Below are 14637 nucleotides of genomic sequence, written 5' to 3'. Positions count from 1 at the left end.
AGGTGGCTCCTTACTTTTGTGGTTCCACCGTCTTGCCTTCAAGCCGGGAGGACCAGTCCTCGACCTTGCGATTTTCGAGGCGTCGCACGGCATAGCGCTTCCAGCTGTCGGCGAGGTGCGAAAGTCCCGCCATTGATGCCAGTTCGTCGTAATTCAGCGTATCGACATACAGCAAATGCCAGATACGATGCAGCGTCCATTCCGGTGAAAGCCGGTCAATGAGCGTCATCGCGTCTCCGGCTTCCACATGGCCTTCTTCCAGAACGCGATAGTACCATCCCGTTCGTCCTGTCTTCTGGACGCGGACCGCCATGTCGGCTGTTGCAAAGCGCTCGTTCAGCTTCCAGCAAGGCTGGCGTCCCTGTGAAACCTCCACAAGTGCGCTGCCAAGGCGGAACCTGTCACCAACGGCCACATTGCGTTCGTCCAGACCAGAGGTCGAAATGTTTTCGCCGAACGCACCACGCGCGCTCAGACGCGGGTTGTCGCCTATTTCTTCGCGCCAGAGCGCATAATGGTCATGCGGGTAATGATGGAGTGCCTTTTCCGGTCCGCCATGCACCTTCCGGTCGCCCTGCGCATCGCAGTCCAGTCCTTCGAAGGTCACACGAACCTTGCCCGAAACCGGCTGCTTGTCGATGCCGCTTGGGACGCCGCGGTCTCCAAGAGGAGCGACTTTTCCGGCCAGAACTGAGTGAATCTGTGTTTCCGTCATCCTGTCTTACTCGCTGATCAGCTTCACGCGATCGCCGACCGAAACAGTTGCCCCGGCAGACATAGCATTGAGAAGGCGGAACAGCTCCAGCTTGCGGGTGGTGCCCTGCATGCGTGCCGACAGGCTGGCCAGCGTGTCGCCCGGCTTCACCGTCACAACGCGGATGCGAAGCGGTTTGATGGCGTTTTGTTCGGCAGGCGACAGCAGGCGGAACGACTGCGTGACAGTTTGTGAAGCAGGCAGAAGAGCGTTGCTGCCTTTCGGAGCTGCTGTCAGGAAGCGATAGACCTTGTTGTTGGCGCCGATGACCACAATGTCGAACTGCCAGCGGTCGGCACTGGCGCGCGCGGTTGCGGCAGGCAGGCCGTTGATGGTGGTGGTCTGGATCGAACTGTCGTCGAGGCCAGTCACCCAGCCGGAGCGGATATAATCGGCAAGGTTCGAGCCGTCCGGAAGCGATGCGCCATCGAAACGAATGGCCACTTCGCCGGGGCCGCTCGCCATGACCGCGTTGGCCGAATTGTCAATGACGAAGCCATCCGGTGCGCGGAAGGTAACGCCGAGCTTGGGATGGAGGAAGGTCTGTTCGCGGACATAACCTTCATTGGGCGAGTCGCCATAAAGAAGGCCGTCAATGCCGTTAAGGAAGGAATCGCGATCCGTTGTGCCCACACCGGGTGCGCCGATGCGGCGTGCATGGCCAAGCGCAAGCTGAATGCGCTGCGGCGTTGCCGGGTGGCTTGCAAGAAAGTCGAGGCTGGCATCGGTCGCGCCCGAAACCGAACGAAAGCCCTGATAGGCTTCCATCGATTGCAGGAAACGTGCCGAAGCGAAGGGGTCGTAACCGGCTTCGCCGATCATCTTGATGCCGATGGCATCCGCCTGCAATTCCTGATTACGCGAGAACTGGGCAAGCCGCAGCTTGCCGCGCAGCGCTTCCTCGCGGCTGGCGGATTCATTATGCAGAACTTCGCTGGCGACGCGCCCGGCAATCGCGGTCTCTGCTTCCTTTTCTTGGCGCAAGATGCCGTGATTGGCAATGACATGGCCCATTTCATGGGCGATCACGGCCGCGACTTCCGAAGAGTCGTTGGCGAGCGCAAGCAGGCCGCGCGTGACGTAGAGATAACCGCCCGGCAATGCGAAGGCGTTGATATTGGGACTATCGAGAATGGTGATGCGGTATGTCTGATCGGGCTTGTCGGTAACGGTCGTCAGCTTGCCGACGATCTTCGCCACCATGCGCTCAAGCTTCTGGTCCTTGTACTCGCCGCCATAAGTGGCGAGGATGCGCGGGTGCTGTTGGGCGCCAAGCTGCGCCAGCCGGTCATTGCGCGTCACGTTGTCGACCGTCACGGGATTGTCGGAAGGCTGCAATCCCAGATCCTTGTTGGAATTGATCGACTGGCAACCTGAAATCAGGGCGACCGCAAGCAAGCCAAGACCGATGGCCGGTTTCCGCCAATTTTGCTGCGTCCATTCTGGCAGGGAGATGGGTAGACACAGGAAGGCCCGGGAACGGGTCGATTGACGGAACAGTATTTTATCCTCGCTTCTGAATCAGATTGCATGATCCGCGACCAAATCTAGCCACAGAACAGAAAGCCTACAAGAATCTGTAGCCGGTTCTTCCGGCAGATTGCGAACAAAATATGTCCGCAACCGTAACTCTATTTGAGGCTCAGCGCCGCATATCCTGCTTTTCGCCGATATAGTGCCGCAGTGCCTCCGGTCCAGTCGGTGAAAGCAGTTCAGCAGCAGGTCCCATGGCGGAAATCCGGCCACTGTCGAGAAAAAGCAACACTGCATCGAGGTAGATCGCATCTTCCGGCGTGTGTGTCACCATCAGCACAGTCATGCCGGTTTCCAGCTGAAGCTTCTTCACCAGATCCAGCATCTGATGCCGCAGGGCAGGGCCGAGCGAGGCAAAGGCTTCGTCAAGGAGCAGAACAGGGCGCTGGCGTATGAGCGCGCGAGCAATCGCCACGCGCTGGCGTTCGCCTCCTGACAGGGCTTCGGGCTTGCGCTGTTCCTTGCCTGCAAGTCCGACGCGCGACAAGGCTTCCGCGATGTCGGCGCGATCCTGCGCGGAGAGCTTCAGGTTCGGCGAGCGCCCGAGACCGACATTTTGCTCGACGGTCAGATGGGCAAAGAGGTTGTTTTCCTGAAACACCATCGAAACAGGCCGGTCCGCCGGTGAAAACGCGCTAACGTCGTTGCCGCCGATCAGGACGCGGCCGGATTGCGGAAATTCGAAACCGGCAATCAGATTGAGAAGCGTCGACTTGCCGGAACCGCTTGGCCCGACAATCGCGGCAATGACACCGCCATTTATCGTTGCATCGAAATGCATGGCGGTTTCACCATAGCTGAAACGGACGTCATCAAGGCGAATTTCGGCAAGAGTGCTCATCGGGGCATTCATAGAGAAGGCGTTTCCTTTCGGGATGCGCGATCCGCGATCATCATCAGGGCAAGGCAAAGCAGCCCGAGAATGAGGGCCAGACCAGCCGCATCGAATGTGCGATAGCTGCCCATGCGCTGCAAGAGGAGATAGGGCAAGGTCAAAAGCGCGTCGCTGCCGAACAGGGCAATTGTGCCAAGGTCGCCGAGGGAAAGCGCCATGGCAAAGGCGAAGGCCATGCCAGAAGGCTTGCGGATCGACGGCCAGTCAATGAGCCGGAGGCGGTTAAGGCCGCGAATGCCCAACTGTGCGCACAGCCGGTTGTGGCGACTGGCCGCCGTGTCCCATGCGGGCCGCAGAAGGCGCACGGCAAAGGGCATGGCCATGGCCGCATTGACAGTGACGACCATGAAAGGCGCCATGGCAAACGGATCGGTGAAATGGCGAAGCAGGATGAACCAGCCAGCGCCGATCACGATGGGCGGCATGACGAGGATCAGGCTGGCACCCGTATCAAAGATGTTGGCCAGTTTGTGCCTTTTCACTGCTTCACGCGCAGATATGAGCGCAAGCGACAGAACGACCGCGAGCAAGGCGGCGGAGAAACCGAGCGCGAGGCTGGTGCCGATGGCGCGCCAGACCGTTCTTTCAGTCAGTAGCCGCGCGAGATCGGCGGCGAGACCGGAGATGACGACACCTGCAATCGGCAGTGCGACATAGAGAAAGCCTATCCCGATGAGGAGGATGTTCATGGCGCGTTCAGCCGGAGCTATTTTGCGATAGCGGCGCAGCGTGGCGGAATGGGTAACGCCTTCTTCGGATGGGCTTCCGGTGAGACGAAGGGCCAGAAGGACGAGTAATGTCAAGGCAAGCTGCGTAAAGGTGAGGGCGACGGCGCGGCCCGGATCGAAATCGAAATGCAGGCTTTGATAGATTGCGACTTCCAGTGTGGTGGCACGCGGCCCGCCGCCAAGCGTCAGCACGGTCGTGAAACTGGTCATGCAGAGCATAAAGATGAGGCTGATCATCCCCGGCAGATTGCGGCGGATCACCGGCCATTCGATGAGGCGGAATCGCGCCCCGTTGCCCATGCCGAGCTGCGCGGAAAGCTTCCAGTAATCGGTCGGTATCGACTCGTATCCCGCCAGAATGAGACGGACCGCAAGCGGCATATTGAAAAAGACGTGGGCGATCAGGATGCCCGTAATGCCATAGATATCCGGCTGGAATGAATGGCCTGCGGCTCCTGACAGATAAGCAATAAGGCCGTTGCGGCCGTAAATGCTTGTAACCCCCAGCACCGCAACAAGGGCTGGCAGAGCAAGCGGCAGGGCAAACAGACGCAGGATCAGCCCGCGCCCCGGAAAATCGGCTTCGGCGTAAAGTGCGCGGGCGACCGGAACTGCAAACAGCACGGAGAGCAGGCTCGAAGCGATTGCCTGCAGGATCGTGAAGCGCGCCACGCGCCACAGATAGGCGTCGAAATTGGCGGCGGCATCGAAACCGCCGCTACCTGCTTCAAATGCAAGCGCGGCAAGCGCACCACCGGCGAGCACCGCCAGAAAGACAAGCGCCATCATGCCCGCGACGGGTCTGGCGGTGGATATGCCTTTTAAGCGGTGCTGTGCCGGAAAAGCCGTCATTTGCTGGTCGCGGCCAGCCATTCATCGACCCATGACTTGCGGTTCCTGGCCACCTCGTCGGAGGGGAAGAGAAGCGTCTTTTCGGGTTTGGGCATCGCGTCGAAAGCGGCTGGAAGCGGGGCGGAAGTCTTGCCCGCCGGGTACATCCAGTTGGTTTCAGGGATGGCATCCTGGAAACCGGGACCGGTCATGAAAGCCAGAAACTTTTGCGCCAAAGGATTTTTTGCTCCGGTGACGGTCTGGGCGGCCAGCTCGATCTGGAGATAATTGCCTTCCGGATAGGCCTGAGCCTTATAGCGCTCCGTCTTTTCGGCGATCATGTGATAGGCGGGGGAGGTCGTGTAGGAAAGAACCATCGGAGCCTCGCCCTTGGTGAAAAGGCCATAGGCTTCCGACCAGCCGGGCGTGACGGTGAGGATGCGCTTTTGCAGTTTCTGCCATGCGGCTTCCGCCTCATCGCCATAGACTGATTTCATCCAGAGCAGCATGCCCAGCCCCGGCGTCGACGTGCGCGGGTCCTGCAGGACGATCTTCTGGGAAGGGTCGCCCTCGACCAGTTCCTTCAGGCTTTTGGGCGGATTGGGCAATTTTTCCGAATCATAGACCACGGCGAAGAAGCCATAGTCGTAGGGCACGAAGATATCGTCCTTGAAGCCCCCCGGAACGTTCACATTGCTCTGGTCGATGCCGCTTGGAGCGAAAAAGCCGGTAGCACGCGCTTCGGTCGTCAGATTGGTATCAAGACCAAGCACGATGTCGGCTTTGGTATTGCCGCCTTCAAGCTTGAGGCGATTGAGCAGGGCAACGCCGTCGGCGGACGCAATCCAGTCGACTTCGCAGTTGCATTCCTTTTCGAAGTTTTCCTTGACCTTCGGCCCCGGACCCCATTCGGAAACGAAACTGTCATAGGTGTAGACGGTGAGCTTGTCTTTCGCCTGTGCAGAAGGCGTGAAAGCAACGGCTGCGGAAAATGAAAAGGCCAGCAAAGATAAAAGCCGCATCACGGCACTTCCTTTCTTTTGTTACAAGAGGATCGAGCGCCGTTTATGGAGCGTCTAATCCCTCCGCCGGTGCAAACCGGATCAGGTTCAGCGGGTTGGCCGTTTTTCGGGCATTTCCGAACGCAAAACCGCTTTACACTTTTGCTGGAAATGCTTTGGGCCTCTCAGCCATCCGCGAAAGCAGACGGCACCCCGTTAGAGCGGTTGCGACAATAATCTTTCGCAACGGGAAGGGCAAGAGATGGCAATGGCAGCGAATGCAGGCTTCCGGCGCGGATTTGCCCGTGTTATGAGCGGCTTATGAGCACATTCGTCATTCTTCTCGGCGGCGATCTCACCGTGACTGATCGCCTGAAACGCCAAATTGCAGGCGCGCGTATTCTCGCCGCCGATAGCGGGATCAGGCATGCTGCCGCACTTGGTGTCGAACCGGAACTGTGGCTCGGCGATTTCGATTCGACCTCCCCGGAGCTTCGCGCTCAATATGGTCACATTCCGCAAAAGACGTTTCCTTCCGCCAAGGACATGACCGACGGAGAACTCGCTTTCGAGGAAGCCTATGCGCGGGGGGCGGAACGGGTCATCCTGTGCGGAGCCTTCGGCGGGCAGCGCACCGACCATACGCTTTTGCATCTGACCATGGCGACGGCGCAGGCCGCAAAGGGCCGGAACGTCCTTCTGTCGAGCGGTTATGAAGAAGCCTGGCCCCTGCCGCCCGGCGACTTTGTTTATGATTTCCCGGATGGAACACCGTTCAGTGTGATTAACTTCAGCACTGTCGAAGGCCTTTCGATCACGAATGCGGAGTGGCCGTTAGATAATGTGACACTGCCATTTGGCTCTTCATGGACAGTTTCCAACGTGGTTCGTGGAACACTTCGCGTTACTGTGCATTCTGGACTAGCGATACTTGTCGCCAATTTGGCGATGGAGGATCAACCGCACTGAGGCCGCTAACCTTACCAATCGAAAGAGCTTGACGCTGACAAGTGAAACGTATTGTAAATGGGTCAAGCGGGTGTCATCTGCTTTACGCCGAAGTTGGGGACGCAAAGTCGGTGATTAGTTCAACTCTTGTAGGAGATGTTTCAATGAAGTCACGTCTTACGATGATTGCTGTTGCTGGCGTGCTCGCGTTCTCGACGGCTGCATGCACGACGAATGAACAGCGCACGGCCGGTTACGGCGTTGGCGGCGCCGCTCTGGGCGCTCTCGCCGGTGGCGCAATCGGCGGCAATGGCCGCGGTGCACTCACGGGTGCCGCAATCGGTGCGGTTGCCGGTACGCTGCTTGGTGCAGCCCAGACCCGCAACGGCGTGCAGTATTGCCGTTACCGCGATCCATATGGCCGCGTATACGAAGCGCCTTGCCAGTAATAGCTTGGCCAGTAATGGCTGGATAATCAGTTTGCCGACAGGCCGGGGAAACCCGGCCTGTTTGTTTTCACGGGTCTTTTCTTGCCGTTCCATTTGACAGAACGGCTTTTGTCGCGGACAAGCAGGGCGGAATTTTCAATCCTGTTTATCGAAGAGAACCATGGCACCACCACTCCTTCGCCTCGACCAGATCAAGCTAACCTTCGGGGGCACACCGCTTCTGGAGGACGCAGGCCTTTCGGTGAGCGAGGGCGACCGCATCGCGCTGGTCGGCCGCAATGGTTCGGGTAAATCGACCCTGCTCAAGATTGCCGCCGGCATGGTGGAAGCGACATCGGGCGAGGTTTTCAAACATCCCGGTGCAACCATCCGTTATCTGCCGCAGGTGCCGGATATGGATGGCTTCGCCAATGTGCGCGCCTATGTGGAAGCGGGGCTGGGGCCGACCGACGACCCGCATCGCGTCACCTATCTTCTCGAACATCTGGGGCTGACTGGTGAGGAAAAGCCGGATCATCTGTCCGGCGGTGAGGCGCGGCGCGCTGCCCTTGCGCGTGTAATTGCGCCGCAGCCTGATGTGCTTTTGCTGGACGAGCCGACCAACCATCTGGACCTCACCACCATCGAATGGCTGGAAGGCGAGCTGCGCCAGATTCGCTCGGCCATCGTGCTGATCTCGCATGACCGGCGCTTTCTGGAAAATGTCAGCCGGGCGACGGTCTGGCTGGATCGCGGCATCACGCGCCGTCTGGAGCAGGGCTTTGGCCATTTCGAGGAATGGCGCGACAAGGTGCTGGAAGAGGAAGAGCGCGACCACCACAAGCTCGGTCGGCAGATTGCGCGCGAGGAACACTGGCTGCGTTACGGCGTCACGGCGCGCCGCAAGCGCAATATGCGCCGCCTCGGTGAACTGCACTCCATGCGTGCCGATTTCCGCAATCATCGCAAGGCGCAAGGGACGGCGGTTCTGGCGGCAAGCGATGCCAAGGAATCCGGCAAGCTGGTGATTGAAGCCAAGGGGCTGAACAAGGCCTATGGCGAGCGCGTACTGGTCAAGGATTTTTCGATCCGCGTGCAGCGCGGTGATCGTATCGGTCTTGTTGGTCCCAACGGTGCCGGGAAAACGACGCTTTTGTCGCTTCTGACCGGCAAACTGGAACCGGATTCAGGAACGCTGCGGCTTGGCGTCAATCTCGAAATGGCCGAACTCGACCAGAAGCGCGAAAGCCTCAATCTGGACGAGACGCTGGCGCATTATCTGACGGACGGGCGCGGAGAAAGCCTTGTCGTCAATGGCGAGCAGCGGCATGTCGTATCCTATATGAAGGACTTTTTGTTCCAGCCGGAGCAGGCGCGCACGCCCATTCGCGAGCTTTCCGGCGGTGAACGCGCCCGCCTGATGCTGGCCCGCGTTCTGGCGCGACCCGCCAATCTGCTGATCCTCGACGAGCCGACCAACGATCTCGATATGGAAACGCTCGATCTGCTGCAGGAGCTGGTCGCCGGTTTTCCGGGCACGGTCATTCTGGTCAGCCACGACCGCGATTTTCTGGACCGCACCGTTACTTCGGTCATTGCGCCGGAAGGTGACGGGCGCTGGCTGGAATATGCGGGTGGCTATGCGGACATGATGGCGCAACGCAAGGAACAGGCCCTGAACCGGCGCTCGGTCAAGGCATCCGGTCCAAATGCCGACAGCAGGGCAGAAGAAAGCGCACCCCAGCCAAGACGGGACGAAAAGCGCAAGCTTTCCTACAAGCAGAAATTCGCGCTTGAAACGCTGCCCGGCAAGATGGACGCGCTGGCCAAGGAAATTGCAGTGCTAGAAGGCAAGCTTGCCGACCCGCAGCTTTATGCCAAAGACCCGACGCTGTTTGCCAAGACCGCCGATCTGCTTGAGAAAAAGCGCTCCGAAAATGCGGCCATGGAAGAGGAATGGCTGGAACTGGAAATGCTGCGCGAGGAAATCGAAGGGTGAGGCTACCCTTCGATGCTTTGAAATTTAGCTGCTCGCCTTGTTCAGCAAGGCGATTTCATCGTCGCTAAGCTTCAATTCGGCTGCGGCGATCAGTTCGCCAAGCTGGGCCAAGCGCGTGGCGCTGGCAATGGGGGCCGTGACTGACGGCTGTGCGATGAGCCATGCAATTGCGACCTGTGCAGGCGTGACATCGAGATTGCGGGCCACATCATCCAATGCCGCAATGATGCGCGAACCACGATCCGTCAGATATTTTTCAACTGATTTTCCGCGTGCGCTTTGCCCGAGATCGCCAGCGGAACGGTACTTCCCGGTCAAAAACCCCGCAGCCAGCGAATAATAGGAAATAACGCCAAGCTCGTTGTCTCGGCAGATTTTTTCCAGCCCGTTTTCGAAATCCGCGCGATCATAGAGATTATAAAGCGGTTGCAGGCTTTCATAGCGCGGCAGATCATGCGTACGAGCAACCTTCAGCGCCTCGGTCAGCCGCTCCGGCGTGAGATTGGATGCGCCGATGGCCCGCACCTTGCCAGCGTCAATCAGCTCCTTATAGGTGCCGAGTACGTCTTCGAACGGTGTTTCCGGGTCATCCCAGTGCGATTGATAAAGATCGATGTAATCCGTCTGCAGCCGTTTGAGGGAGGCGTCGACCGCTTTGCGGATATAGGCCGGGGAGAGGCCCTTTTCGTCAGGGCCCAGTTCGCCGCCGACCTTGGTGGCGATGACGACCTTGTCGCGCAGGCCACGGGATTTCAGCCAGTTGCCGATAATGGTTTCGGATTCGCCGCCCGCATTGCCGGGCGCCCAGGCGGAATAGACATCCGCCGTGTCGATGAAATTGAATCCCGCATCGATAAAACGGTCGAGAAGCGAAAATGACGTCGCTTCGTCGACCGTCCATCCAAATACATTGCCGCCGAAGCACAGCGGCGAGACATTGAGTTCGGTCCGTCCGAGCTTTCTGAATTCCATAGACCTCTTCCTCTGAATACGAATCGCGAATGATTCATCGGGTTTCGATTTCAGGAAGAAGAAGGAAGGCTCCGAGAGGAGCCGAAATCAGCTCATGCCAAGCGCATCCATATAGAGCTGCAGCATGGCTTCTTCTTCCTGACGTTCATGGTCTTCTTTTTTACGCAGACGAATAATGGTCCTCACGACCTTGCTGTCAAACCCCGATCCCTTCAATTCCGCGTAAACTTCCTTTATGTCGTCGCCGATGGTCTTTTTTTCTTCTTCCAGGCGCTCGATGCGCTCGATGAAAGCGCGCAACTGGCCGACAGCAATCGTTTGGGCTTCGCTGGTAATGTCGTCGCTCACGAGGAGTTCTCCAATTCAAATTCTATGATGACGCGGACACGCATTGCGCGAAACCGCTTATCGAAAGTCTGGACTGTTTTTCCCGCGAGTCGCAGGCAAAATTAAGAGCCTTTTTCGATGCACGACCCGGTTTGACGGGTCAAGCCCTGTGGATAGCGGGTAAAGCATCTCCTGACAGGCCCGTTATCTGCTCCTGTCGGCACGCGAGCCGAAATACTGCACCGCATGAATGCCGGGCAAGGTGTTGATCTGCGCGATCATCGGCGCGAGCCTCTCGGCCCATTCAGCCGCACCCTTGTCATCGGCAATCAGGTCCTGGCGGATTTCGATCAGGACATGGGCGAAGCCCTTCGCGGTCGCATGCCGGTACATGGCGTCGTTCTTGAGTGCGCCGTCATAGGGTTCGTTATCGCCAACCGTCAGGTCAGGATTTTCGCGCAGCAGCGCCAGCAGAGGCTTTACGGCACGGTCGTCCTTGTCCCAGAGAAGGCCGATCTGCCAGGGGCGGGCCTTGTCCTTCCAGCGCGGGGTGAAGGAATGGACCGAAACGATGAAGGGTGCAGCCCCGCTTTCCGCCGCTACGCGTTGGCTCGCCCGCGCGACTGCATCGTGATAGGGGCGATAGAAGCGTTGGAGGCGTTCCTCGCGCTCGCCTGCCGACATTGGGTAATTGCCGGAGATGACCGCACCGTCGGATAGTTGCATGATAAGCGTCGGGTCGTCCTCTCCGCGATTGGGGTCGATCAGGAGGCGCGAAAAACCGCCGAGGACCGCTGGCGCGTTCAAACGGCTGGCAAGCCTGCGCGTCAAATTCTCGACGCCGATATCATAAGCGATATGCCGGTCGAATTCACTTGTCTGCAAACCAAGCGTGCCATATTCGGCTGGAACATCGCGGCGCGCATGGTCGGCGGTCAGGAGCAGGCCAAGGCTGAAATCGCCATCGATAGTGTGTGCTGGCGAGAACGGCGTCGAAGCGGTTGAACCGGATTGAAGCGGCATAGGGCGAAATCCGAGGCTGAACTGTGAAATTATTTCTGTGTTGTGCGGGAAGCTGTTTCAGGTCTGTCATGAGAAAGCCGGGATTGCAACGATCATTCTTTGATCGAGAGTACCTGTAATCAATGGGTTTGCGTTGACATCAAAGGCGAAACTGCCGAAAAGAGAGCGACCCGAAACGGGATGTCCCCGAGATGGATTTCCTTGTGCAATATAAATTGTTCGATAAAACCGATAGCGGGCTGAAGGGGTTCTGCGTATGCGACTTCCACGATCTCTAGTTTTGTTTGCCGGTGTGCTGATAACTGCGCTGGGCATGACATCCATAGAGGCAAAGGCGGATTTCCGCGTATGTAACGCAACCCAGAACCTGGTCGGCGTTGCGATCGGTTACCGGGCCAAGACCGGCTGGGTGACGGAAGGCTGGTGGCATATTGAAGGCGCTGCCTGCAAAACGCTGCTCGAAGGCCCGCTTTCATCCCGCTACTACTACCTCTACGCCGAAGACGCCCAGGGCGGCGGGCGCTGGGAGGGCAAGGTCAACATGTGCGTGGCCGAGAAAGAATTCCGTATTACTGGCGTCCAGGATTGCTTCGCGCGCGGTTTCCAGCGCAACGGCTTCCAGGAATACGACACCGGGGAACAATCGAGCTGGATGGTTCAGCTCACCGATGAAACGCCGACAGAAAACCCCACTGTTACAGGAACGAATAGTCAATGAAGCGCAACCGCAAGGTCAAGATTCTCGCCACGCTAGGTCCGGCGTCAGGCGAGGAAGCCGTCATCCGCAAGCTGTTTGAGGCAGGCGCGGATGTGTTCCGCATCAACATGAGTCATGCCGACCATGATCTGATGCGTACCCTCGTCAAGCGCATTCGCAATGTGGAAAAGGAACTTGGCCGTCCGATCGGCATTCTGGCCGATCTTCAGGGGCCGAAGCTGCGCGTCGGCAAGTTCAAGGACGGCAAGGTCGATCTCGTTCCCGGCCAGACCTTCACCCTCGACAACAACGAAGCGCCTGGCGATGACACCCGCGTCTATCTTCCGCACCCGGAAATTCTCGAAGCTGTCGAGCCGGGCCATCGCCTGCTGATTGACGATGGCAAGCTGCATCTCGTCGCCGAGGCGAGCGACGGCAAGTCGATCCGCTGCAAGGTGATTTCGGGAACGCGCATTTCGGATCGCAAGGGCGTCAGCCTCCCGGATACGACGCTCGGCGTCGGCGCGCTCACGGAAAAGGACCGCAAGGACCTAGATGCCGTTCTGAAGGAAGAAATCGACTGGGTTGCGCTTTCCTTCATCCAGCGTCCGGAAGATCTGGCCGAAGTGCGCAAGGTTTCGCGCGGCAAGGTCGGCTTGATGTCGAAGATCGAGAAGCCGCAGGCTGTGACGCGTCTCGATGAAATCATCGAGCTTTCCGACGCATTGATGGTTGCGCGCGGCGATCTCGGCGTCGAAATGCCGCTTGAAAGCGTTCCGGGCATCCAGAAGCAGATCACCCGCAAGGCACGCCGCGCCGGCAAGCCGGTCGTGGTCGCCACGCAGATGCTGGAATCGATGATCACCGCTCCGGTCCCAACCCGCGCCGAAGTGTCCGACGTTGCGACCGCCGTGTTCGAAGGCGCCGACGCGATCATGCTTTCGGCAGAATCCGCTTCCGGCCAGTATCCGGTCGAAGCCGTGGCCACCATGAACCGCATCGCGGAGCAGGTGGAGAAGGAGCCGACCTATTCGACCATCATCGATGCGCAGCGCGCAGCGCCGGAGCCGACGGGCGCCGACGCAATCTCGCTTGCCGCGCGCCAGATCGCGGAAACGCTGAAGCTTTCGGCCATCGTCACCTATACCGCTTCCGGCACGACCGGCCTGCGTGCCGCCCGCGAGCGTCCCCGCACGCCGATTATCGCCCTGTCGCCGGTCGTCGATACCGCGCGCAAACTGTCGCTCGTCTGGGGCCTGCATTGCGTTGTGACCGCCGATGCGCATGATCTGGAAGACATGGTCAACCATGCCTGCGAAATCGTCTTCCATGAAGAGTTCGGCAAGGCGGGCGACCGCGTCATCATCACCGCCGGTGTCCCGTTCGGAACGCCCGGCGCGACCAACATGCTGCGCATCGCCTATATAGGTCCCGACGGCAAATCAGGCATCTAGGCTGGCGATATTCCGGCCGTGACGGCCTGCAAATGGCGTTGTTTTGCGCTTCCGGTGCTCATGTACCCAAAAGTACATTCCGCTCCGGTTCTCAAACCCCACCATTTTCGACTCGTCACAGCCAGAATCTCATCCAGTCATGGTGCTCGGCATCCCAAAAAACGCGCTCCTTCGGGCGCGTTTTGCTTTGAATAAAGATGAATTGGTGGAGGCGGGGGGCTGCTTTAAGAGCCTGAATCAAAAAGCGTCATGTGTCTGCGAAATTGGTGATTTTCGAGCACTGAAGCGCAGACAAATTGTCATTTGCAGCTACGCAGGAGCGACTTCTGGAGCAGGATCTAAGTGCGCGTCTCTGTGAGTTCGTCCGCCAGATCATTGAAGTTCTTCTGGGCGTCGCGCATCATCGGATAGACGATGAGCGCTTGTTCATAGGCTTTCAAGGCCTGTTCCTTGAGGCCGCGCAGGCGCAATATGGCTGCCATGCCGGTCAGCGCGCCATAATGGCGGGGTTCCAACTCCAGCGTACGATTGATGTCGTACATGGCATGAGCATAGTCTTTTTGCAGGAAATAGACCGTAGCGCGGCGGTTCCATGCTTCCGCATATTCCGGGTCGAGTGCGATTGCTTCATTGAGGAAATCGATTGCCGACGGATAGCGCCGCTCCAGCATCGCGGTGTTCGCCCATTGCATCAGGAGATCGACTGTGGCGCTGCCAGACTGCGACCACAGCGTATTGATCTGTGAAGCAATGCGCCGCGCCTTGGCTTCGTCCGTCGTGCGGCGAAGATCGGCAAAGAGCTTGTCGAGACGCTCTTCAGGTGTCTGGGCTGCATCCGCAGCTGGTTTCGAGGCAGGCTTCTGTTCACTGTCGGGGCCGGTCTGAACCGGCGTCAGCGGTGCCGTGAGCGGCACTTTGCCGGGTGCTACTTCGGCATAAGCCGATGGAACAATCGCAGCAGGCGATGCGAACAAAGAAGAAGAAACCAGAAATGCAAAAACGTTCCGCATGCGCATAGATTTTATCATGCGCAGCGAAACGTCAAAT

At 58.6% G+C, this 14637-nt stretch carries 14 protein-coding genes and 1 riboswitch; of the genes, 5 read left to right on the top strand and 9 right to left on the bottom strand.

The window, feature by feature from the left end; genetic code table 11:
• Positions 1-10: 10 nt before the first annotated feature.
• From AC0TOF_RS04525 to thiB, 5 genes are all read right to left on the bottom strand, one after another.
• Entirely contained in the window at positions 11-715 is a 705-nt protein-coding gene (locus AC0TOF_RS04525) for an MOSC domain-containing protein (protein WP_473767353.1), read from the bottom strand.
• Positions 716-721: 6 nt separating this feature from the next.
• A complete protein-coding gene (gene cdlP / locus AC0TOF_RS04520) occupies positions 722-2203 on the bottom strand; it encodes a cell division protease CdlP (RefSeq protein ID WP_122000299.1) in 1482 nt (493 codons plus the stop codon).
• Between the two features lie 193 nt (positions 2204-2396).
• Complete coding sequence (thiQ, locus tag AC0TOF_RS04515) at positions 2397-3128, bottom strand: thiamine ABC transporter ATP-binding protein (RefSeq protein ID WP_473767352.1); 732 nt, start codon at positions 3126-3128, stop codon at positions 2397-2399.
• 8 nt (positions 3129-3136) lie between these two features.
• Positions 3137-4762, bottom strand: a complete 1626-nt coding sequence (gene thiP, locus AC0TOF_RS04510; RefSeq protein ID WP_473767407.1) for a thiamine/thiamine pyrophosphate ABC transporter permease ThiP — start codon at positions 4760-4762, stop codon at positions 3137-3139.
• Entirely contained in the window at positions 4759-5763 is a 1005-nt protein-coding gene (thiB, locus tag AC0TOF_RS04505; RefSeq protein WP_473767351.1) for a thiamine ABC transporter substrate binding subunit, read from the bottom strand. The genes thiP and thiB overlap by 4 nt, the downstream gene beginning before the upstream one ends.
• Before the next feature lie 41 nt (positions 5764-5804).
• Positions 5805-5968: riboswitch (TPP riboswitch) on the bottom strand.
• A gap of 95 nt (positions 5969-6063) precedes the next feature.
• On the opposite strand from thiB, the gene AC0TOF_RS04500 reads away from it, so the two are divergent.
• The 3 genes from AC0TOF_RS04500 to AC0TOF_RS04490 all read left to right on the top strand — a co-directional run bounded on the left by AC0TOF_RS04500 (position 6064) and on the right by AC0TOF_RS04490 (position 9117).
• A complete protein-coding gene (locus tag AC0TOF_RS04500) occupies positions 6064-6711 on the top strand; it encodes a thiamine diphosphokinase (RefSeq protein ID WP_122000301.1) in 648 nt (215 codons plus the stop codon).
• Between the two features lie 143 nt (positions 6712-6854).
• Positions 6855-7139: a glycine zipper domain-containing protein gene (locus AC0TOF_RS04495; protein WP_121983360.1), complete on the top strand. Its 285-nt coding sequence runs from the start codon at positions 6855-6857 to the stop codon at positions 7137-7139.
• Between the two features lie 160 nt (positions 7140-7299).
• Positions 7300-9117, top strand: coding sequence for an ABC-F family ATP-binding cassette domain-containing protein (locus AC0TOF_RS04490; protein ID WP_473767350.1), 1818 nt, complete (start codon positions 7300-7302; stop codon positions 9115-9117).
• Between the two features lie 24 nt (positions 9118-9141).
• On the opposite strand, the gene AC0TOF_RS04485 is transcribed toward AC0TOF_RS04490, so the two are convergent.
• The 3 genes from AC0TOF_RS04485 to AC0TOF_RS04475 all read right to left on the bottom strand — a co-directional run bounded on the left by AC0TOF_RS04485 (position 9142) and on the right by AC0TOF_RS04475 (position 11439).
• Positions 9142-10089, bottom strand: a complete 948-nt coding sequence (locus AC0TOF_RS04485) for an aldo/keto reductase (RefSeq protein WP_473767349.1) — start codon at positions 10087-10089, stop codon at positions 9142-9144.
• A gap of 87 nt (positions 10090-10176) precedes the next feature.
• Positions 10177-10437: a DUF2312 domain-containing protein gene (locus AC0TOF_RS04480; protein WP_002964837.1), complete on the bottom strand. Its 261-nt coding sequence runs from the start codon at positions 10435-10437 to the stop codon at positions 10177-10179.
• Between the two features lie 183 nt (positions 10438-10620).
• Positions 10621-11439, bottom strand: coding sequence for an N-formylglutamate amidohydrolase (locus AC0TOF_RS04475; protein WP_122000304.1), 819 nt, complete (start codon positions 11437-11439; stop codon positions 10621-10623).
• Between the two features lie 256 nt (positions 11440-11695).
• Here AC0TOF_RS04475 and AC0TOF_RS04470 point away from each other — a divergent pair, with 256 nt between their 5' ends.
• Both AC0TOF_RS04470 and pyk read left to right on the top strand, forming a co-directional pair.
• Positions 11696-12157, top strand: coding sequence for a DUF1036 domain-containing protein (locus AC0TOF_RS04470; protein WP_122000305.1), 462 nt, complete (start codon positions 11696-11698; stop codon positions 12155-12157).
• Entirely contained in the window at positions 12154-13590 is a 1437-nt protein-coding gene (gene pyk / locus AC0TOF_RS04465) for a pyruvate kinase (protein WP_121983356.1), read from the top strand. The genes AC0TOF_RS04470 and pyk overlap by 4 nt, the downstream gene beginning before the upstream one ends.
• Positions 13591-13928: 338 nt before the next feature.
• Here the strand turns inward: pyk and AC0TOF_RS04460 are convergent, their stop codons facing one another.
• Positions 13929-14618: a tetratricopeptide repeat protein gene (locus tag AC0TOF_RS04460; protein ID WP_473767348.1), complete on the bottom strand. Its 690-nt coding sequence runs from the start codon at positions 14616-14618 to the stop codon at positions 13929-13931.
• Positions 14619-14637 lie beyond the last annotated feature (19 nt).

Source organism: Ochrobactrum sp. PL_is501 (genome assembly GCF_055816895.1).
The sequence above is the reverse complement of the archived record's forward strand: the minus strand, read 5'-3'. Positions and strand labels throughout refer to the sequence as shown.